At 40.2% G+C, this 21,418-nt stretch carries 17 protein-coding genes; 5 read left to right on the forward strand and 12 right to left on the reverse strand.

Annotated elements, in window-relative coordinates:
• Window positions 1-857 precede the first annotated feature (857 nt).
• Window positions 858-1,880 carry a LacI family DNA-binding transcriptional regulator gene (locus LC454_RS21990; protein WP_223584605.1) on the forward strand — a complete coding sequence of 341 codons (1,023 nt, stop codon included), beginning with the start codon at window positions 858-860 and terminating at the stop codon, window positions 1,878-1,880.
• An 85-nt stretch (window positions 1,881-1,965) separates the two neighbouring features.
• Here LC454_RS21990 and uxuA read toward each other — a convergent pair whose 3' ends face one another.
• The 9 genes from uxuA to ettA form a co-directional block, all read right to left on the reverse strand.
• On the reverse strand, window positions 1,966-3,138 hold the full coding sequence (gene uxuA, locus LC454_RS21995; protein ID WP_223584606.1) for a mannonate dehydratase: 1,173 nt from the start codon (window positions 3,136-3,138) through the stop codon (window positions 1,966-1,968).
• Between the two features lie 12 nt (window positions 3,139-3,150).
• Entirely contained in the window at window positions 3,151-3,969 is an 819-nt protein-coding gene (locus LC454_RS22000; protein ID WP_120259989.1) for an SDR family oxidoreductase, read from the reverse strand.
• 106 nt (window positions 3,970-4,075) lie between these two features.
• Entirely contained in the window at window positions 4,076-4,237 is a 162-nt protein-coding gene (gene ccoS / locus LC454_RS22005; RefSeq protein WP_223584607.1) for a cbb3-type cytochrome oxidase assembly protein CcoS, read from the reverse strand.
• A gap of 5 nt (window positions 4,238-4,242) precedes the next feature.
• Window positions 4,243-6,636, reverse strand: coding sequence for a heavy metal translocating P-type ATPase (locus tag LC454_RS22010; RefSeq protein WP_223584608.1), 2,394 nt, complete (start codon window positions 6,634-6,636; stop codon window positions 4,243-4,245).
• An 8-nt stretch (window positions 6,637-6,644) separates the two neighbouring features.
• Window positions 6,645-8,015 carry an oxygen-independent coproporphyrinogen III oxidase gene (gene hemN, locus LC454_RS22015; protein WP_223584609.1) on the reverse strand — a complete coding sequence of 457 codons (1,371 nt, stop codon included), beginning with the start codon at window positions 8,013-8,015 and terminating at the stop codon, window positions 6,645-6,647.
• A 6-nt stretch (window positions 8,016-8,021) separates the two neighbouring features.
• Window positions 8,022-8,432, reverse strand: a complete 411-nt coding sequence (locus LC454_RS22020) for a lactate dehydrogenase (protein ID WP_223584610.1) — start codon at window positions 8,430-8,432, stop codon at window positions 8,022-8,024.
• Between the two features lie 181 nt (window positions 8,433-8,613).
• Entirely contained in the window at window positions 8,614-9,681 is a 1,068-nt protein-coding gene (locus tag LC454_RS22025; RefSeq protein WP_223584611.1) for a response regulator, read from the reverse strand.
• Window positions 9,682-9,793: 112 nt separating this feature from the next.
• Window positions 9,794-10,978 (reverse strand): PAS domain-containing sensor histidine kinase, encoded by a 1,185-nt coding sequence (locus tag LC454_RS22030; protein ID WP_223584612.1) that lies wholly within the window; start codon window positions 10,976-10,978, stop codon window positions 9,794-9,796.
• Between the two features lie 8 nt (window positions 10,979-10,986).
• Window positions 10,987-12,669, reverse strand: coding sequence for an energy-dependent translational throttle protein EttA (gene ettA, locus LC454_RS22035; protein WP_223584613.1), 1,683 nt, complete (start codon window positions 12,667-12,669; stop codon window positions 10,987-10,989).
• A 185-nt stretch (window positions 12,670-12,854) separates the two neighbouring features.
• On the opposite strand from ettA, the gene LC454_RS22040 reads away from it, so the two are divergent.
• Window positions 12,855-15,380 carry an ATP-dependent Clp protease ATP-binding subunit gene (locus tag LC454_RS22040; RefSeq protein WP_223584614.1) on the forward strand — a complete coding sequence of 842 codons (2,526 nt, stop codon included), beginning with the start codon at window positions 12,855-12,857 and terminating at the stop codon, window positions 15,378-15,380.
• Window positions 15,381-15,516: 136 nt separating this feature from the next.
• On the forward strand, window positions 15,517-15,960 hold the full coding sequence (locus tag LC454_RS22045) for a hypothetical protein (protein ID WP_223584615.1): 444 nt from the start codon (window positions 15,517-15,519) through the stop codon (window positions 15,958-15,960).
• Between the two features lie 83 nt (window positions 15,961-16,043).
• Here the strand turns inward: LC454_RS22045 and recN are convergent, their stop codons facing one another.
• Window positions 16,044-17,708 (reverse strand): DNA repair protein RecN, encoded by a 1,665-nt coding sequence (gene recN / locus LC454_RS22050; RefSeq protein ID WP_223584616.1) that lies wholly within the window; start codon window positions 17,706-17,708, stop codon window positions 16,044-16,046.
• Window positions 17,709-18,160: 452 nt separating this feature from the next.
• Here recN and LC454_RS22055 point away from each other — a divergent pair, with 452 nt between their 5' ends.
• Entirely contained in the window at window positions 18,161-18,775 is a 615-nt protein-coding gene (locus LC454_RS22055; protein ID WP_223584617.1) for a SprT-like domain-containing protein, read from the forward strand.
• Window positions 18,776-18,842: 67 nt separating this feature from the next.
• Window positions 18,843-19,256, forward strand: coding sequence for a hypothetical protein (locus LC454_RS22060; RefSeq protein WP_121127400.1), 414 nt, complete (start codon window positions 18,843-18,845; stop codon window positions 19,254-19,256).
• 81 nt (window positions 19,257-19,337) lie between these two features.
• On the opposite strand, the gene LC454_RS22065 is transcribed toward LC454_RS22060, so the two are convergent.
• Both LC454_RS22065 and LC454_RS22070 read right to left on the reverse strand, forming a co-directional pair.
• The gene (locus LC454_RS22065) at window positions 19,338-20,213 is read right to left on the reverse strand and encodes a hypothetical protein (protein ID WP_223584618.1); all 876 of its coding nucleotides are present in this window, start codon (window positions 20,211-20,213) and stop codon (window positions 19,338-19,340) included.
• Entirely contained in the window at window positions 20,213-21,403 is a 1,191-nt protein-coding gene (locus tag LC454_RS22070) for a copper amine oxidase (protein ID WP_223584619.1), read from the reverse strand. Before LC454_RS22070 ends, LC454_RS22065 begins: the two co-directional genes overlap by 1 nt.
• Window positions 21,404-21,418 lie beyond the last annotated feature (15 nt).

Genomic DNA, 21,418 nt, shown 5'->3' on the forward strand with positions numbered 1-21,418 from the left:
CTATACCCTAACCTAATCGTAGACTATTGCTACTTTAATACTGGGCTTATCATTAAAAAATACCAGGATTGGTATCCCTAAAGGCAAAAGCATCCCCCTTCAGGGTGGTGTTCGCACCTTCCTGCGACCTCCTCCGGCTTTTCTATACCATTTAACTATCGTTTCCCTATTCATTACCTATCGTTTGGATAGGAAAATTCCGAACATGGGGCAAAGCGGGGACGGTCGATATCCGAACACGGGTCAAAAAAAGCCGTTAGGGGATCCGACCAAAAATGGGCAATACCAGAAGATTCCTGTCGTTTTGAACCAAAGGGAATACTTGGGGGTCTACTTCCTTCCTATTAAACCAGTCTCATCCTAACCAAGAACCAAACGATAGAACCAGCAAGTTAATATATAATATTCCTTCTGTAGCTCCCCGGCCCAATCGGCCGCACAAGGGGTAGACCTGCGAATTGCTTCGTACCTCAGTCGGGACAGCATCGGGGTAAATCCATATTCCTTCCGTGGTGAGTCCGTGGTGAGTCCGAGTTAAACACGCTAGAACAGCAGAACCAATCTGGTCGAACTATGCCAACACCTGCACTTAGCCCCCTTTAAATCCCGATTCAGCTCCGAACAGGTCTCGAATCACAGCAAAAAAAACATTCAACTAGGCTAAACACTCGGACTCATTGGCTGGAAATACAGTTTGTAAAAGTAAAAGGATTCAAAAATTTGCATTTGTTAAACATAAAAATGCTATAAACCGGACTATATTATTGTTACAACACAAACCTTTGATAATTATCAAAAACAGCTGGTTTGTCTTTTTTTTTATGTAGATTTATCTTCTTATAACAACCTCCAAAGTGATGAGCAGAACTACCCTGAAAGATATAGCCTTAGAACTCAACATTTCTGTTTCGACAGTTTCCAAAGCACTATCAGACAGCTACGAAATCAGTGAAGCAACTAAAAAAATGGTTCAGGAGTACGCTAAAAAGCATAATTTCCATCCCAATAAGTTGGCACGAAGTTTAAAAATCGGAAAATCAAATACCATTGGAGTCATTGTTTCCAATATCAGTAATACATTCGTGTCTCAGATTCTCGATGGAATTCAGATCGCTTCCCAACAAACAATCTACGATGTTATCTTTATGCAAAGTAGAGAGGATGAACGCGTAGAAAAGAATTGTATAGATGTATTAAGAATGCGAGGCATAGATGGGTTAATGATAGCCCCTGTATCTTCTGGGTCAAATATTGAGGAGCTTAAAGACCTCATTAAAGCTAAAATACCTGTTGTTATCTTTGACCGTATCAATCACAAATTGGACACATTCAAAGTCGGAGTCAATAATTTTCAAGGAGCATACAATGCAACCCAACATCTTATTCAACAAGGGAAACGGAATATATTACATATCACGGGAAAAAACCTAGGTGTTGCCGAAGAACGTTTAAGTGGTTTTAAAGCAGCTCTCTCAGATGCGGATATAACTTTTAATGAAAGACATTACATCGAATGTAGCTTTAACAGCACGGTTGATTTGGACAATAGTATAAAGGAAATTATAATTAAAGAATATATTGATGGCAAAAAAATCGATGCAATTTTCGGTGCAACGGATGTTATCACAACAAGGACATTGGGCATTTTAGCCGAACTTCAGATTGAAGTTCCGATGGAAGTTGCCGTCATTGGATTCTCCAATACACAAATTGCAGCTTCATTAAACCCCGCACTGTCAACTGTCGTACAACCTGCAACTGAAATCGGTGAAATAGCAACGAAAAAACTGATTGACACCATTAATCAGACAAGACCAATTCACGAATTTGAAACCATTGAACTTCCGACACAACTTGTCGTAAGAAAATCTTCATTATAACCTCCTTTCCTTTGAATCGAAGGAAAAGAATAAAAAAATACAGTCAGAAAATATCGCTTGTGCTATTATCTTCTGGCTGTATTTTTTATATTATGATCTTATCACCAGCAATTCCATATTCCAATCCTCGTAATTCAGCTAAACCTCTTAATCGGCCAATAGCAGAATAACCAGGGTTTGTCACCTTGTTAAGATCGTCCAGCATCTGATGTCCGTGATCAGGTCTAAATGGAATAGCAGTAGATCGCAACTGGTTTTCGGCAACCAAAATTTGCATAATTTTATGCATATTCACATCTCCATCCAAATGGTCTGCTTCATAGAAACTACCAATAGTATCTTTCTTAACATTACGCAAATGGACAAAGTTAACCCGCGCCTTTACCTGCTCTAATATCGCCGGTAAATCATTGGTCTGGCTAGCTCCTAAAGAACCTGTACAAAAACAGATACCATTGAATTGTTGAGGCACTTCACGCAAGATATAGCCAAGATCTTCACCATTGCTAGCAATACGTGGCAAACCTAAAATCGGATATGGCGGATCATCTGGATGGATCGTCATACAGACGCCGTTTGCTTCACATACCGCAGCAATTCCGTTTAGAAAGTAGACTAGATTTCTACGCAAGCCATCCCTTCCAATATGTTTATAGGTATCAATGCTGGCTTTTAAAGCATCCAATTCCACATTTTTTTCTCCCGGAATCCCCATCAGTACAACATTGGACAAGCTATCTTTTTGTTGCTCGGAGATTTCCCCGAAGCGCGCTGTTGCTCTTTTGACAATATTTTCTGAATAGTCTTTTTCAGCATCAGCTCGTTTTAAAATAAAGATATCAAAAAGTGCCAGGTCAATCCAGTCAAAATAAAGAGCCTTTGAGCCATCTGCCATCACCAAATCCAGTTGTGTTCTGGTCCAATCCAGTACAGGCATAAAATTGTAACAGACTGTTTTAATACCGCATTCCGCAAGATTAGTTAATGTCTGGTTATACTTGGCGATATATTCATCAACTCGAGGTCCTTTTGTTTTAATTTCTTCATGAACCGTTACGCTCTCTACCACCGACCAAACCAAACCCGCATCTTCAATAATACGTTTTCGTTCCTGAATATCGGCAAGAGGCCAAACCTCACCATGAGGAATATGATGCAGCGCTGTAACGATGCCCGTTGCACCTGCCTGTTTAACATCCTGCAAGGATACTGGATCGTTGGGACCATACCAACGCCATGTTTGTTCTAATTTATTCATCTCAAAATTTCGTTAAACACCACACCATGCATTAAAACCACCATCTACAAAGACTGTCTCACCAGTTACAAAAGCTGAGGCATCGCTCAATAGATAGATTAAAGTTCCTTTCAATTCCCGTGGATCTCCCAATCGGTTATAAGGTGTCCCGCTCAGTATCCGCTTGGTACGTTCACTATAGCTACCGTCTGGATTTATCAATAGATTTTTGTTTTGTTTTGTCAGGAAGACACCCGGCGCAATTGCATTGACGCGAACTTGATCACCATAACGCTGTGCAAGTTCCGTTGCCATCCATTTTGTATAGCCGTCAATACCGTGTTTGGCAACTGTATATCCCAATACCCGAGTGAAAGGCCGGCTTGCTGTCAAGGAGGAGATATTTACAATGGCTCCTTTTCCGCTTTCTGCAATTACGCGACCAATAATATGCGTTGGGATAATTGTTCCATAGAGATTTAGCTCGATCGCTTTAATCGTGTCTTGAATATTACTTGCAAATAGATCTTGGTCAGCTCCTATTGTCGCGCCCGGAATATTTCCACCGACAGCATTCACTAGAGCGTCAATTCGCCCCCATTTATCAAGGATTTCATCCTTTGCTCTACTGACATCCTGTTCGTCCATGATATCAACCTCTACAAATATGGCCTCCCCTCCGAGAGATTCTACTTGCTGTACACGCTCTTTTCCGATCTGCTCGTTACGCCCAAGAATAGCAACTTTTGCCTCTGCCTCAGCCAACGCTTCCACAAATGCCTCACCAAGAATCCCCGTACCACCTGTGATCACGACAACCTTATCTTTTAATGAAAATGGATTATTACTCATGTATTTCTATGTCAAATTGGTATTTATCCCCAATTTTATTGATAATAACCTTAATTACAAAAAAAAGTAATTGATTTAATTACGATAACGTTTTAGTTATTACAATTTATTTTTCCACTTCTTCCGCTGTCTCATCATCAAACAGAATTCTTACTGAAGGGGTATAGGTATCATCATGCTGTCCTGACTTATTCGCCCAAAAGAAAGCACATAAAAATACCAAAGCTAATAATACACTACAACCGATTAGAATATACATGATTTCCATAACAACTATAGTTTATGACGTTTTGCATACCATCTTGTCATTAAGCTGGTAAATGAGATAATTGTAACTGTACTTATCGGCATCAAGATTGCGGCAAATAAAGGCGACATAATCCCTTGAATAGCAAAGCTCAACCCGATTATATTATAGAGCAAGGATATCCCAAAGCTCATATGGATTACCTTTACAGCATCTTTACTGAAAGCAAAGAAATCCGATAATTTTGAAAATGACTCGCCGTCTAAAATAGCATCACATCCAGGCGAAAAGTTATTGATATCATCACTGACAGCAATCCCTAAATCTGCTTTACGCAATGCTCCGGCATCATTCAATCCATCCCCGATCATACAGACATGTTTTCCCGCCTGCTGAAATTTTTGAATGCGCCCCAGTTTTTCCATTGGAGACTGGTTAAACATCAAGCAAGCTTCCGAAGGAAAAATCAATTTTAGCGCATCCAGGCGTCGGTCATTATCCCCTGATATCAGGTGAAGATCATAACGAGGTTTGAAATTTTCGATCAAAGCCGACAAGCCATCTCTCCAAGCCTGTTCCATCGTAAAATATCCTTTCAACTCTTCGTCGACACGTATAAATACGACAGATCCGTCAGATTTGATATTTCCTATATTCAAAAAACTGGCACTACCGATTTTGACAACTTGCCCCTCAACAATCGCCTCCATCCCTTTTCCTGGCAACTCTTTAAAATCTCGGACCGGAACATCTGAATACACATCCAGCCATTTCACAATCTCCCGGCTCAAGGGGTGACTAGAATTACGACATACTGCATATACCAACGTTTTTTCATTTGTATTAAGTGAGCCTTCAAAATAAATTGAGGTTGCTTTAGGCGACGAAATAGTCCCGGTTTTATCGAAAACGAGTGTATCTATTGTTGCCATCTGCTCGATTGCCGCTGTATTTTTAACATAGAACTTGTTTCTATCGAAAATACTTAATGCCGCCGATAGGGTAAAAGGAGAGCTCAACGCCAATGCGCAAGGACACGCTATAATCAGCACTGCCGTAAAAGCTCCCCAAGCCCTATTGGCGCTTCCGTCCACAGCCCAATATAGTGCTGCAAAAAAAGCGATCGCCAATAAAACAACAGTAAAATATTTACTTATAAAGTTCACAAAAGTCTGAAAATGCTTATCGTAATCTTTATAATTTTCATTATTCCATAATTTGGTCAGATACGACTGTGAAATCGGCTTTATAACTTCCAATTCGATTGCCTCACCCGTCTGACGTCCCCCGGCATAAATAATTTCCCCTAAGGTTTTGCTTACAGGACTTGATTCTCCGGTCACAAAACTAAAATCGATCGCCGCATCGCCTTTTAATAATATGGCATCCGCCGGAATAATCTCATTGTTGCGAACAAGGATACGATCACCGATATGAACATCGGCCAATTGCACCGGTTTGTCCCCTTCTTCAGTAAGTAGAGTTACCGCAACGGGGAAATAGCTCCGATAATCCCTTTCAAAAGAAATATGGTAATAGGTCCGCTGTTGCACCCATTTTCCGATCAGAATAAAGAACACCAAGCTACATAAAGTATCTGTAAAACCAGCTCCAGTCTGCGTTATTACTTCGAAAGCCGAACGTAAAAACAGTACCAAAATACCCAAGGCCAAAGGGACGTCCAGATTCAACCTTTTTTGTTTCAAACTGACATACGCAGACTTAAAGTAATCTGAAGCACAATACAACAAAACTGGCAAGCCAAAAGCTAAATTGATGTAACCGAAAAAACTCGCATACTCCTTTTCAAATGCTCCCATACCAAAGTAGTCCGGAAAACTAAATAACATCGAATTTCCGAAACAGAATCCTGCTACTGCAATCTTGGCAACCAAGGGATTCAGGTTATTCTTGTTTCCCTCTTTAACGACATCCTGCAGCGTAATTTTGGGATCGTAACCAATATTAGCTAATAGATATACTAAATCTTTGAGCGGAAGTAAAGTATGATTAAAAGTGATACTAGCCTGTTTTTTCATAAAGTCCACGCGGGACTGTAGCACGTTTGGATTTAATTTATAGAGATTTTCCAATAGCCAAATACATGAGCTACAATGGATAGCAGGAATATAAAAGGTAATAATAGTCATCTTATCATCCTTAAAATCGACTAATTTAGTCGCAATCTGCGGTTCATCCAAATACGAAAAATCCGCTTGTTTTTCTTTATTGGATTTCCCAGGATGCTGATTATAACGGTAGTATTGTTGCATTCCCCCATTCTGCAAAACCTGATAGACCGTTTGGCATCCCAGGCAGCAAAAATCATGCTCATCGAGATGGTAACCTGTTTCTTCGATTTTGTCTCCACAGTGGTAGCATTTCTCGACTTGTTGTACTTTTTCCTTTGTTACCGCCATATCCCCAATTAAATTGCTTCACTAAATAACTGCATTTTTGTACGCAGCTTCAAAAAACGTTGATCAAAGGCCATACAGATATTCCGTAGAAATGAACGTCCGATCGCAGTGCATCGAATCAGATCTCCTTCTATGCTGACTAAGCCGTCTTGGACTAATGTTGACAATTCTTCTTTGATCTGAGCAGTTAAATCTGATGTGGGATCCAATTGTACTTTACCCTTACACATCATATCAAGGATATAACGTCTTATCACCAGATCTTCTGCATTAAGTATATGTCCTTTCACTACAGGTAACACACCTGATGCGATCAGCTTATGATATTCTTCAACTGTTTTTACATTTTGTGCGAAACCACCCCAAGCATCGCTGATCGAGGACACACCAATTCCAATTAATAAGGGGTTAAACCGATCCGCATACCCCATAAAATTACGGTGCAAGCGTTCCTCTTGGAAAGCCAAATAAAGTTCATCTTCTTTTTTTGCAAAATGGTCCATCCCGATATCTGCGTAGTCTCGTGCCAGGATCAGCTTTTTCCCGAGATTATAAAGTGCAAGTTTGGCAGTACCCTTTGGCAGATCGGCCTCCGTATAATGCCGCTGTCCAGGTTTTAACCAGGGGACATGAGCATAGCTATAAAAAGATATCCGATCTGGCTTGAGCAGCATGGACTTTTCGATGGTATCCTGTACAGATGCTTGGGTCTGCTTCGGCAATCCGTAGATCAAATCAAAATTAATGGATTCAAAACCGATCTCTCTGGCATTCAACATCACCGCTTCCACTTCTTCAAAGGTCTGCTGTCTATTGATCATAAACTGCACCAAAGGGTCAAAATCCTGTATCCCTAAACTGAGACGACGGAAACCTAAGTCGAAAAGAATCTGTAGGTGTTCGGTTGTGGTATTGGCAGGGTGCGCTTCAAATGAAAAAGAACGATCTGCTGTGACATCGACATGCTCAAGAATACCCTCAATCAACAATTTCAAGTTCTCGGGTTGAAAAAATGTGGGTGTACCGCCACCCAAATGTATTTCTGACACGAGCGGTCTCTCACCTTCGAAAACAGCCAGATACATCTCCCACTCCTTTAGGAGAGCAGCAATGTAAGGCAGTTCAACCTGATGATTTTTTGTGATACGCGTATTACAGCCACAGTAGGTGCATAGGCTTTCGCAAAAAGGAAGATGGATATACAGGCTTAATCCCCTATCTTTTGACTGTGTGAAAGTACGGTATACCTGATCCGTCCAAGCATCAATAGAAAATGTTTTCTCGTCCCAAAATGGAACAGTTGGATAGCTGGTGTACCTTGGTGCTGCAATATTATATTTCTGCACCAGCTCCGCCATAGTCTTATCTTGTGTACTCATTGAAAATTATTTTTTTGCGCAGTCATTTAAACAACAACATGCTTTACCAACACATTTCTCCATTCCCCAGAGATTGAGATTCCGGACAGTCTGTTCTGCCAGTCCTTTGGGGCTTTGATCTTCAAAAGGTGCATTCGCAATCTGAATACACAGAGCGCCTGCCTTCACCAAATCAATATGGGATGTTTCTTTACTTCTTGTCATGATCTTATTGATCCCTAATTCCTTCAAATTAAGTAGCATTTTATCATCCAAAATATCTCCTCCTGAGATGACAATCGCATCCTTTCCGCGCGCATAATTTTGCGTTTCGGCATTTAATCCGTTTGAAATCAAGGTGAGATCATGCTGTTTTGCATTGGCCAATGCCCAAAACTCCTTTTCAAATGACCTCACATTATATACAACTACTTTCATTTTGAATTCTACAATCAACCACTTATAAGTTTATCCTAAAAACAAAATTAGCTCATAGCTTAGCCCAAAAACATGATACAAGACCATGCCTGACAATGATATACATCACAATTACACAAAAAGGGTGTGTCCGAAGAACTCAGACACACCCTTTTTGTGTTGATATTTACCTATTTAATTGTTACTGTTTTACGTCCCTCAAGTTTTTGATAGAATTGATAAAAATCTTTCCTTTTTCTTTCGAGATCAGCTTTTCCTCCTTAAAATCAGAAAGCATGCGTGAAACAGTTTCATTTGCCGTACCCGCTATCGAAGCAATTCCATCTCTGGTAATATCAATTGAACAGGCATTGACCTCATTGATATTAATTCCGCTTTTTTCGGCTACACTGATCAGCGCATTGGCCACACGTTTACGGACAGAATGGTATGCAAAGCCCAACAATTGTTCTTCTTTTTCACGAAGATCGACAGAAAGCAATTTGATAAACTTACTTGCTATAGCCGGTTTTTTCCATAAGAGCTCCAAAAAAGCATCCTTCGGGATTAAAATGACTTCACTCGGTTCAACAGCTTCTGCATAATCTTCGTAGTTCTCATTCAAAAGCACCGAAGCGTAACCAAAATAATTCCCTACAATATAAATTCCGGTCGACAATTCGCGCCCATCTTTGTAAGATTTAAAGCTTCGAATCTGCCCCGATTTGACATAATAGACATAAGTAGGTGAATCGTCTTTCTCAAAGATTGACTGTTTCTTCTTTACCGTTTTCACACGCGAGTTGGCGAGCAATTCCTGTAGCAATAAAACTTGCTCCTCTTCGCTCAGATTTAGATCAGCGTCTTCAGGTGTATCAGCGGATAACTGCTCATGCTTTTTTAGACGAACTTCAATTGCATTCATCAGCTCCACATCGTCAAAAGGTTTGGTCAGGTAATCATCAGCCCCCATCTCCATTGCCTTGCGCATGTCTGCACGTTCGGCTTTGGCGGTCAGAAAAATAAAAGGAATTTTTGAAGTGCTTTCTATTTTGCTCAACATAAATAGTACACCATAACCGTCCAATTCGGGCATCATGATATCACAGAGAATTAAATCAGGAATATGCCGGGTTGCCAAATCAACTCCTATCCGACCATTCTCCGCTGTAATAACATCATACCGTCCTGTCAACTCCAAAATCTCTGTTGTCCCCTCTCTAATGTCAATATTATCCTCAATAATTAGAATTGTCTTTTTATTTTTCATTCCTAACATAATTATTCATTCCTATTTATTTTCAATGGATCCTCCAATGCTTGCATTTATCTCATAAGTTCATTAGCACAGATTTTCTCCACTGGAGAGGTGACGCTTACACCTATTCAAAACTAACCTTAAATGATGTTCCTCTATGTACCTCCGATACAAACTCCATTTTACCCCGCATAAGTTCAATATATCTTTTCACGATATTTAGCCCCAGTCCCGTACCCGGAATATTCCCTGTGTTATGCGCTCTGAAAAAAGGCTCAAACAAATGCACCTGATCTTCTTCGGGAATACCGATTCCATTATCTTTGACTGAAATCGAACAGCCTTCGTCATCAATACAGGTTGTAAATTCAATTAATGTATCTTCGCCCGAATATTTGATTGCATTGGAAATCAAATTCACCAAAGCATTTTTCAATAGATTCTGGTCTAAAGAAAAATGTCCGATCTCACCCGTATGCTGATACACAATATGCTGGTTTTTCTTACAGATCAATTGCATTTCCTCCGTAATCTCCTCAGCCAGTTCCACCAAATTAATATACTGCTTGTTCATGACTACAATACCCGCTTCCAATTTTTCCAATGAGAGAAAATCGTTCAAAATACTGGTCAAGAGCTGCACCGCACCTTTGATCTTGTTGGTATGTTTAATGATACTCGCCTTATCATCGGGGCGATCCGCATATTTTTCGATCAACGAAGCTGATAATTGAACGGAACTTAAAGGTGTGCGAAACTCATGTGAAGCCATGGAAACAAAACGTGATTTAAGCTGGTTAAGTTCAATTTCTTTCTCCAAAGATTTAGAGACCTCCGCCTTTGCTTTTTCCAGTTCCGAAACCATCGATATTAGATCACGGGTTCGCTCACTGACTTTATGCTCCAATTCGGCTGCATGTTGTTTTAGCATGTCCTCAGCAGCCTTCTCGCGTGAAAGATCATGGATAAATCCTGTAAAAATATTTTTATCCTTAAGCCAGACTTCACTGACCGCAAGCCGGAATGGAAATGTTCTCCCATTCTTCTTTAATCCCATCACCTCGCGACCGATCCCGATAATTTTCTTATGACCTGTCGTTTGATAATTATGGATATAATTATCGTGATTCCCCCGATCAGGCTCAGGCATTAACATTGAAACATTATGTCCTATAACTTCTTCGGCGTTATAACCAAACAATTCTAAGGCAGCAGGGTTAATGCTTTCCACATTCCCCCTGTTGTCAATGGTGATAATTCCATCAATTGCATGGTCTATTATAGCCGCCAGAAGTCTTCCGCCTTCCATGATCATCGTTATTTCACCAATTTTTTGTATTTAATACGATGTGGAGTCACATCACCCAAGCGTTTCTTGCGGTTCTCCTCGTACTCAGTATAGTTACCTTCAAAGAAATACACTTGAGAATCACCTTCAAAAGCAAGAATATGTGTACAGATACGATCCAAGAACCATCTATCGTGGGAGATTACCACAGCACAGCCACCGAAATTCTCCAAACCTTCCTCTAACGCGCGCAATGTATTAACGTCAATATCATTGGTCGGCTCATCGAGTAAAAGCACATTTGAGCCTTCTTTCAATGTGATTGCCAAATGGACACGATTACGCTCTCCACCAGAAAGTACACCAACTTTCTTTTGTTGATCAGCACCATTAAAGTTAAATTTAGATACGTATGCCCTGGAATTTACGGAGCGATTGCCTAAGATCATATTATCATTACCACCGGTGATATTTTCCCAAACAGATTTTTCAGGATCCAGATCATGGTGCATCTGATCGACATAACCCAATTTGACCGTCTCGCCTACTTTGAACGAACCTGTATCTGGTGTTTCCTGTCCTGTGATCAAGCGGAATAAAGTTGTTTTACCCGCACCATTTGGTCCAATAATACCAACGATACCGGCTGGGGGCAACATGAAACTTAAATTTTCAAATAAGAGACGGTCACCATAGGCTTTGGAAATATCTGTTGCTTCAATAACAGAGTTACCCAAGCGCGGTCCTGGAGGAATAAACAATTCCAGTTTTTCTTCACGTTCTTTGGTTTCTTCTGAAGCTAATTTTTCATAGTTATGAAGACGGGCTTTAGATTTGGCATGACGGGCTTTGGGAGCCATACGTACCCATTCCAGCTCACGCTCCAAAGTTTTCTGACGTTTGGTTTCCTGCTTTTCTTCCTGTGCCAGACGTTTAGCTTTTTGATCTAACCACGAAGAATAGTTTCCTTTCCAAGGAATTCCTTCACCACGATCAAGCTCTAAGATCCATCCTGCGACGTTATCCAAGAAGTAACGGTCGTGGGTTACGGCAATAACAGTTCCTTTATACTGTTTCAAATGTTGTTCTAACCAGTCAATAGACTCTGCATCCAAGTGGTTGGTTGGCTCATCAAGCAATAACACATCTGGTTCTTGTAATAATAAGCGACATAATGCTACACGTCTGCGCTCACCACCTGACAAATTGGCAATTTTGGCATCAGGTTCTGGACAACGTAATGCATCCATTGCTCTATCCAATTTGGAATCGATTTCCCAAGCATTTGTTGCGTCAATTTTATCTTGTAATTCACCTTGTCTTGCCAGCAATTTATCCATTTCATCTGGATTTTCGTAGACCTCAGGCAACCCAAATTTTTCATTGATTTCTTCGTATTCTTTTAAGGTCGCTGTAATTTCAGCAACACCTTCCTGCACAATTTCCAAAACGGTCTTTTCGAGATCCAATTGGGGCTCCTGTGCCAAATATCCCACAGAGTAACCTGGAGAAAACACGACTTCACCCTGATATGATTTGTCCAAACCCGCAATAATTTTCAATAATGAAGATTTTCCGGATCCGTTCAAACCGATCACACCGATCTTGGCACCATAGAAAAAAGATAAATAGATATTTTTTAGAACTTGTTTTTGAGGCGGATAGATTTTGTTGACTCCCGCCATCGAAAAAATAATCTTCTCGTCTGACATAAAATTTAAAAAAATTGGAAAACTCTTGTTATATTAACATACAAATGTAATCTTTTATACTGACATTTTGGACGTATAATGGTCATGGCTTAATTGTTGATGACATTATTTAAAATAATTTTAAGGTTTGAAATGTAGAATTTACTACATTTATATATCCTTAATATAAAACAGAAAGGTATTCAATGGAAGCAAAATTTTCACCGCGCGTAAAGGATGTTATATCGTACAGTAGAGAGGAAGCTTTGAGATTGCGTCACGATTATATAGGCACAGAGCATTTGTTGCTCGGCTTGATTCGTGAGGGCGATGGAATGGCGATCAAAATCCTTAAAAACATAGGCATTGACACAACTGCCCTACGTCAATCTGTGGAGGACGCAGTGAAGGGGGCATCTGTATCACGTGCACCTATTGGCAACATGCCGTTAACTAAACAAGCTGAAAAAGTGCTGAAAATAACTTATTTGGAAGCGAAAATTTTCAAGTCAGATATTATAGGCACCGAGCACCTATTATTGGCTATCTTGCGGGATGAAGATAATATCGCTTCGCAGATTTTACAGCAATATAATGTGACTTATGACATCTTCAAATCTGAAGTTGAGCAAAATAGAACCACCATCAAGGATGAAGCCCCAGGCTCTCCTACCGGTGACGATGACTTTGCTGAGGATGATCAATATATCCAACCTAAAAAGGTTTCGGATATTAAATCCAAAACACCTGTATTGGACAACTTTGGTCGAGATCTGACCAAAGCTGCTGAGGAAGGAAGATTGGATCCTATTGTAGGTCGTGAAAAAGAAATCGAACGTGTATCACAGATTTTATCACGTCGTAAAAAGAATAATCCGTTATTGATCGGTGAACCTGGAGTAGGTAAATCGGCTATAGCAGAAGGATTGGCGTTACGTATCGTGCAACGCAAAGTATCACGTGTGTTGTTCAACAAGCGTGTGGTTACTTTAGATCTAGCTTCTCTTGTTGCTGGCACGAAATATCGTGGTCAATTTGAAGAGCGCATGAAAGCAGTCATGAATGAACTGGAAAAATCTCCAGATGTGATTTTGTTTATTGACGAAATCCATACCATTGTTGGTGCTGGTGGTGCTTCGGGTTCTTTGGACGCTTCTAATATGTTTAAACCAGCCTTGGCAAGAGGAGAAATACAATGTATCGGTGCGACTACACTGGACGAATACCGTCAATATATTGAGAAAGATGGTGCTTTAGACCGTCGTTTCCAACGTGTGACTATCGAGCCAGCTACACATGATGAAACTGTAGAGATCTTGAATCGTATAAAAGAGAAATATGAGGATCACCACAATGTGACTTATACGCCAGATGCGATTGAAGCCTGTGTGTCATTGACAACACGTTATATTACGGATCGTTTCCTACCAGATAAAGCGATTGACGCATTGGACGAAGCAGGTTCACGTGTACACTTGAACAATATTCATGTTCCGCAATCCATTATTGATATCGAGAATAAAATCGAAGAAGTCAAACTGGAGAAAAACAAGGTTGTTCGTAGTCAAAAATACGAGGAAGCTGCTAAACTACGCGATACAGAGAAAAAGCTTATCGACGAGTTAGAGAAAGAAAAGATTGCTTGGGAAGAAGAAACCAAATCTAAGCGATACACTGTTTCTGAGGAAAATGTAGCGGAAGTTGTGGCGATGATGACCGGCATCCCAGTACAACGTGTCAGCCAATCCGACAGCCAAAAACTGTTGAATATGGGTGAACTGATGAAAGGCAGAATCATCGGTCAGGATGATGCCGTCGGTAAATTGGTTAAAGCCATCCAACGGACACGTGCTGGATTGAAAGACCCTAAGAAACCAATTGGTTCCTTTATATTCCTAGGTCCTACTGGTGTCGGTAAAACAGAATTGGCAAAAGAATTAGCTCGATTTATGTTTGATACTGAAGACGCATTGATCCAAATTGATATGAGTGAGTACATGGAGAAATTTGCTATCTCACGTCTGGTCGGAGCGCCTCCGGGATATGTAGGTTATGAAGAAGGTGGACAGTTAACAGAGAAAGTACGTCGCAAACCTTATGCGGTAGTGCTTTTGGATGAGATTGAGAAAGCTCACCCTGATGTATTCAACCTTTTACTGCAAGTATTGGATGAAGGTCAGTTGACCGATAGTTTGGGTCGTAAGGTGGACTTCCGTAACACGATTATCATCATGACCTCCAACATTGGAGCACGTCAATTGAAAGAGTTTGGTCAAGGTGTAGGTTTCACTACTGCAGCAAAATCTCAACAAACCGATGCACACTCCCGTGGAGTAATCGAAACTGCATTAAAAAGAGCTTTTGCGCCAGAGTTTTTGAACCGTATTGACGATGTTATTGTTTTCAATTCGTTGACAAAAGAAAATATCTTCAAAATCATTGATATTGAATTGACGTCATTGTTTAAACGAATCGCAGATTTAGGTTATACCATTAATCTGACGGAGGAGGCAAAAGGTTTCATTGCCGATAAAGGCTATGACAGTAATTTCGGTGCACGTCCATTAAAACGGGCAATCCAAAAATATCTGGAAGATCCAATTGCGGAAGAAATCCTCAAGGGAAATGTGCAAACAGGTTCGGTTTTAACTGTCAGCATCAATCCGGAAACCAAAGATATTGAGGTCTCTAGCTCAGATCCGAAGTCTTCAAAAGATACAGCTGAGAAATAATCGCTTGCTGTACTCGAAATAATTTCAAGAAAATGCACCATTATGGTGCATTTTTTGTTGTAAAGAAGTTTGACGTTAAACTTTCGCACTATTTTATCGTCCTATAATAAAAAATGTCACAAATAACACAAACGATATGAAAAGACTTTTATTCGCAGCTTTAATTGGAACTACAGCCCTAGTTTCATTCTCTTCTTGTACAAAGGAGTATATTACACAAGAGGCTATTAATCCTGGCAGGTCATTTATTTATACTGTTAAACCAAATGAATGGTCATCCGATAATAATAAAAGGATAATACATAAGATAAACCTTCCGGAACTTACCAAATATTATATCGATCAAGGAAATGTTTCTGTTCATATGAGCTTAAATAAAGAAGCTTCGTACAAAATATTACCAGCTTCATTTGCATTCAATGATGGTAGAGAAACCAATCCCGTCAGCTTCCATATTGACTACAAAGTCGGAGAAGTTTCAATAATCGGAGAAGATCCAACTAATGATTTTACAGTTAATCCGCCTACTCAAGACATAATTGTAAAAATTATAATATCAGAAACTGATTTCGTAGAGTAAATAAAAATAAAACCTCAGAATAGATTTTCTGAGGTTTTATTTTTTTCACTCCTTCTCCTAGTACGTCAGGCCATCCAATCCAGCTACTCTCCTTTCAACAACAACTCAGCATGCTCTACCGCAGCATCTGTCGGGTTTGCTCCACTCAGCATCTGTGCAATTTCCTTTACCCTTCCGGATTGATCTAAACGAACAATATTTGATATGGTACGATTGGTCTTATCTTCTTTGTATACTTTAAAGTGCGCTGCACCTTTTGAAGCTATTTGTGGCAAATGCGAAATAGCGATCACCTGCATATTTTCAGCTAGGTTTTCCATGACCTCCCCTACACGTAACGCAACCTCACCCGAAATCCCCGTATCGATCTCATCAAAAACAATTGTTGGTAAAGCCGAAGTTTTAGCAACCAACGACTTTATCGCCAGCATAACACGAGACAGTTCCCCTCCTGAAGCTACGCGATGAATAGATTGTAATGCTTGCCCCTTATTGGCCGAAAATAGAAACTGAATGGTATCTATGCCAGACTCACGCATCTCACCATCTTTTAGTGGCTCTAATACGATCTGAAGCATGGCATTTGACATACCGACATTCGACAGGGTATTTTGCACGTCCTTGGCAATCCTATCCAGCACTAATTTGCGAGCTTCCGATAGTTGCTTCGCATTCCCAAATGCAATCGCTAATTTCTGCACAACCTCAGCTTCCAGTCGCTCCAATTGCTCATCAGAGGAATTGATGGCGATTAGCTTCGCTTCCAGATCATCTCTGAGCTGAATGAGTTCCTGAACAGAATCAACATGATGTTTTTTCTGTAACGAATAAAGTACGCTCAATCGTTCGTTAATCTCCAATAAAGTTCCTTCATCCAATTGTGTATCTTCTTCGAGGGAGGCCAATTCTGCAGCCACATCTTTTAGCTCAATCAAGGTGCTCTTCAATCGCGTAGAAAGATCAGATGCTTCAGGCAAAAAAGAAGATATACCCTCAACTTGTGTCATTGTATCTTTCAGTCGGGTCAATATTGCCGTATCGTCGTTTTCCAACAAATGTGAAGCTGCATTTAACGCCCGCTTTATATCCTCTGCATTTTCCAATTGACGCTGCTGCTGTTCGAGTGTCCCCTGCTCTTCAGCAACCAGGTTCGCTCCATCTAGCTCATCAAATTGAAACTGAAAATAATCCAATTCTATCGCAGCCTTTTTTACCGTCTCTTTGAGTTCCTCCAATTCTCGCTTTGCTTTTTTATAGGCCGTATAGCTCTCTTTGTAGTTCTGTTTCAATACAAATGAACCAGCAACACTATCAACGACCAAAAACTGGAATTCCTCCGTATTGACTTGCAAAGTCGCGTGTTGCGAATGTACATCGATCAATTGCTCACCCAATTGCTTTAGTACCGCCAATGTAACCGGCGAGTCATTGACAAAGGCACGGGATTTACCATCTGGCGTTATTTCCCTTCTTATAATGGTATGATCCGCATAATCGAGGTCGTTCTGCTCAAAGAAACCGTTTAATTGATACGCCCCTATATTAAATTCTCCCTCGATCACGCATTTTTTTGACGGATCAAAAAAGTGTTTTCCCTCTGCTCTGTTGCCCAGAATCAAGGAAAGTGCTCCCATGATAATAGATTTACCCGCTCCAGTCTCCCCAGTAATTATGTTCAACCCTTTATCAAATTGGATTTCCAACACGTTGATCAGGGCATAATTCTTAATATGTAAGGTATCTAGCATATTCTTGAAGGTCTATTTTACAGTTGAGAGGAAAACCGTTCCTCATCCGGATTAATCGTATCTTTTATGATCCTTTCTTTAGTAGGTAATTTACCTAAAAATCAACCGATTTCAATGTATTTTGTTTCAAAAAAATATTGCATCGGTTTTGAACATTATCTTCTTGAATTTTATTCAACGATGCTAAATACTAAAAATAATACCAAAATTCCAAATAAAACTAATTATTATAGCTAAAAATAACTTTTTCATAAACGATTTGTAGTGCTTTCATTTGTAAATGTCGCTTCAAATCCAACATATTGATAGTACCAAGATGAACCAACCAAAGCGAATTACTTCACAGATTCCCTGCGGATAAACACGATCTTTTGACAATAAAATGTTTACCAGTGACAAAATAATGTCCTCTGATTATTATGTGAGCATGAATAAATCACTATTTTTACGGCATGCAAGATTACAGTGCAACCCTCAAAAAATACATGCCCGAAGAAGCTGCACCGATTATATCCAATTGGATAAATCACACAGCATGCTTATTTAAAATTTCCCGGTCTAGAAGCACCAAACTGGGGGATTATCGTGCACCTTTTAAGGGTAGTCCACATCGTATCTCAGTCAATCATGATCTGAATCCTTATTCTTTCTTAATCACGACCATACACGAATTTGCACATCTTCAGACCTGGAACAAACATCAACACCGTGTCAAACCACATGGGACTGAATGGAAGAAACATTTTAAGGAGTTGATGGATCCTTTTTTAAAACTCAGTATCTTCCCAACCGATGTCAATAGCGCGATACACAGTTATATGGAAAATCCAGCGGCATCGAGCTGTACCGATCTTCATCTATTTCGTACATTGAAGGCCTATGACAAGGCAAAAAGCAATGCACTTACAGTAGAAGCATTAGAAGATGGACATTTTTTTAAATTAAAGAATGGGAGGTCTTTTCAGCGGATTGAAAAAATACGAAAACGCTATAAATGTATGGAGTTAACCAGCAAACGCATGTACCTCTTCAACCCAATTGCGGAGGTATTTCTGCTAGAACAATGATTTTTAACAAATACATTCATTATATTTTTATCTTTGCTAACTTAGGAAACAATTAAAGAGAGCTTTTATGTTACACTTACACTCGACAATAGCAATTGTCTTATTGCTAGCCCTGGTGATATCTATTGTGATCACCTTAATGAACTATTTAGGCAACAAACCTTATAACCGTAAAATTGCCTTATTAGGTTTTATCGTATCGCATATTCAATTATTAGTGGGATTGATCTTATACTTTTATTTGAAGTATCCATCGATGATCTCTGGCAGCGTGATGAAAGATCCAACATTACGTTTAAAAATCATTGAGCACCCTTTAACAATGATCATTGCCATTGTATTGATCACCATCGGCTACTCAAAAGCTAAAAAGATGGAAAACTCAAGAAAAGCAAATCAAACTGTTGTGATTTTTTACATCATCGGTTTAATTTTAATGCTTGCTCGTATTCCATGGGGTACCTGGTCATTATTTGCATAGTCTATACAGCAATCATAGCAAAAGAGGCTACCTTAATTGGACAGCCTCTTTTTTTGAACTAGATTATCTTCTCCAATAAGATTAAAAACCGGCCCCACTGATCAACAGACTTTCGCCTCCTTTTTTGAGGCCAGCAGCATCTTGCTGAATTTTAAAATATTGCATTGTAGGACAAGCCATCTGTGTCATCCGTCCCGTATGCATAGGCACTTCGATCACTTGCTTTGCATCATAGCGAAGTAAAGTGGTGTAGGACCAAATCGCTTCCAATACTTTCGTCTTTGTTGCTTGTACAGGCTTGCCTTCATTGGCCACCTGATCGATGGCGTTCACCCGCTTAAATTCACCCAATCCGCCCAGGGTATATCCTGCACTTTCAAACGTAGCTTCATATTTCTTGCCGTTACCCTGTATAGCAAATTTTAACATACCCGGAGCAACAATTTCCAATGTCATCAGCACCTTTTCTCCAGGATACCAATAATATTCGTCCTGTGCGGGTGCATTTTGGTAAAGACTTGCCTGGCCAGAGCTATGTGCAGCTCTTCGTAAAAACGGTCTGAAAGCTCGCCTGTCTTCGGTCACATTTCTTTTTTCATCCTTAATCACTTCCCAGGTAAGACCGATATCCGTTTCCTGTCCCCCCATGTTACCACCCATATAAACAGAGGGATTATCCAAGTATTGCTTGGGTTTGCTCGGGTTCAACCGCGCCGGATCAAATTCCATCTTTGGTAAGGTAACTTCGGCCTTAATGCCGACCCAAACATCTGTACTGGAAACGACTTTTCGATAGTAGGCTCCTTGAAAACAAGCTTTTGAAGAAGCCGGACGAACCTCATTTTTGAGATACTCATTCCCATCAACACCTACAACCGGAAATTCTGGTTTAACAAATTCATTTTTTGCACTGCAGGCGGTCAAGCCGAATAAAAAAAGTAAGAGTATGTGTTTCATTATTTCTTCGGATCAATTGGTACAAAAATTAATGGGGTCGGTAAGCAGGAGGCCCCCGGAGGAGAATAGGTGAATTCAATTTCCTGTATTTCCTTCTTCGGGTCGGGCCAATAAGTTTCGATCAGAATTGCCTCTGGATAACCTTTTGTAATCAGCGTATTTTTGGGATACTGCATTACTGTTTTTTGACCGTCTTGCCCCACAAGTTCCATGGTCAGCCCCATACCACCACACCATTGGTTGTCACCAGATCGGCTGTTCCAGCTGACCAAAGCCAATCCTTTTCCGTCTGTACTCTTCCATTTGATCTTTGTTTTATACAGCACCCCGTAGTTTCCGGCATTCTTGGCAAATTCCTTTTTCGCACCAATCGTTCCCGTAATCCATGGATCGTCCTGCCCGTCGGCAACAATCAGCTGCACTGCCCCTTTTTTGGTATCAAGCGTATCTTTCGGATTAATCTGATAATTGGAAATTGGAAAAATACCACGCCCAGCGTTTGCGTGACTATGTGGAATCAGGGTCTTTATCCGCGGAAACACTTTTGGTCCAGACTCATTTGGGGCAAATTGTATGACAGAGATCTGCGCCGGCTGGTCCACCACAAATTCATAGAAGCCATGGACAAGTTCATCATATTGTACCAGCTGTTTTTCCAGTTTTTCATCGATAGCCATCACTTCCCCCGGTTTGAGCACTTTCACCTGATTGTTTACAGCAGATAAAAAGTAGTCCTCAAGCCCCTTCTTTCCAATTTCAAAGTAGTTTGAACTCGGTTTTTGTGAAGCATACTTCAACATGCGAAAATGCATATTTTCATGCCCCAGGTTTTTTATGACCGCCGAAATCTTACGGGGCATTTTTTGAGGTTCTTTGACACCATTGACGTTATAGACATACAACCTAACTGCTCCGGGATCAACCGTCTCCTGTAGTGCAATGGCTTCCGGAACACGGATATACTCGGGATCATCAGATATGATATACTGCGGCCCCGGTAATACGGTCTTTGTGTAAGGCAACTTGGGAAAGTCCGTTTTTAGAAAATCCTCCAACAAAACGATATCGCCTTTATTTGCGCTGACAATCTTTTTGGACACGTTACTTAAATCACTTTTTTGTGCAAATCCAACTTTACACGAAACTAAACCTAACATCAACAATAAGCTTGTTTTGATGTGCTTGTTCATAATTTTATTTTTTTA

This window comes from Sphingobacterium sp. GVS05A (genome assembly GCF_019969845.1).
Taxonomy (GTDB): Bacteria; Bacteroidota; Bacteroidia; order Sphingobacteriales; family Sphingobacteriaceae; genus Sphingobacterium.

Excerpts from the sequence above, each read along its gene's own strand:
- ettA (WP_223584613.1), bottom strand. The coding sequence starts at position 12,669 with ATGTCAGACGAGAAGATTATTTTTTCGATGGCGGGAGTCAACAAAATC.
- LC454_RS22070 (WP_223584619.1), bottom strand. The coding sequence starts at position 21,403 with ATGAACAAGCACATCAAAACAAGCTTATTGTTGATGTTAGGTTTAGTT.
- LC454_RS22030 (WP_223584612.1), bottom strand. The coding sequence starts at position 10,978 with ATGGAAGGCGGAAGACTTCTGGCGGCTATAATAGACCATGCAATTGAT.
- LC454_RS22020 (WP_223584610.1), bottom strand. The coding sequence starts at position 8,432 with ATGAAAGTAGTTGTATATAATGTGAGGTCATTTGAAAAGGAGTTTTGG.
- LC454_RS22065 (WP_223584618.1), bottom strand. The coding sequence starts at position 20,213 with ATGAAACACATACTCTTACTTTTTTTATTCGGCTTGACCGCCTGCAGT.
- hemN (WP_223584609.1), bottom strand. The coding sequence starts at position 8,015 with ATGAGTACACAAGATAAGACTATGGCGGAGCTGGTGCAGAAATATAAT.
- LC454_RS22025 (WP_223584611.1), bottom strand. The coding sequence starts at position 9,681 with ATGAAAAATAAAAAGACAATTCTAATTATTGAGGATAATATTGACATT.
- ccoS (WP_223584607.1), bottom strand. The coding sequence starts at position 4,237 with ATGGAAATCATGTATATTCTAATCGGTTGTAGTGTATTATTAGCTTTG.
- LC454_RS22055 (WP_223584617.1), top strand. The coding sequence starts at position 18,161 with ATGCAAGATTACAGTGCAACCCTCAAAAAATACATGCCCGAAGAAGCT.
- LC454_RS22040 (WP_223584614.1), top strand. The coding sequence starts at position 12,855 with ATGGAAGCAAAATTTTCACCGCGCGTAAAGGATGTTATATCGTACAGT.
- LC454_RS21990 (WP_223584605.1), top strand. The coding sequence starts at position 858 with ATGAGCAGAACTACCCTGAAAGATATAGCCTTAGAACTCAACATTTCT.
- recN (WP_223584616.1), bottom strand. The coding sequence starts at position 17,708 with ATGCTAGATACCTTACATATTAAGAATTATGCCCTGATCAACGTGTTG.
- uxuA (WP_223584606.1), bottom strand. The coding sequence starts at position 3,138 with ATGAATAAATTAGAACAAACATGGCGTTGGTATGGTCCCAACGATCCA.
- LC454_RS22010 (WP_223584608.1), bottom strand. The coding sequence starts at position 6,636 with ATGGCGGTAACAAAGGAAAAAGTACAACAAGTCGAGAAATGCTACCAC.
- LC454_RS22045 (WP_223584615.1), top strand. The coding sequence starts at position 15,517 with ATGAAAAGACTTTTATTCGCAGCTTTAATTGGAACTACAGCCCTAGTT.
- LC454_RS22060 (WP_121127400.1), top strand. The coding sequence starts at position 18,843 with ATGTTACACTTACACTCGACAATAGCAATTGTCTTATTGCTAGCCCTG.
- LC454_RS22000 (WP_120259989.1), bottom strand. The coding sequence starts at position 3,969 with ATGAGTAATAATCCATTTTCATTAAAAGATAAGGTTGTCGTGATCACA.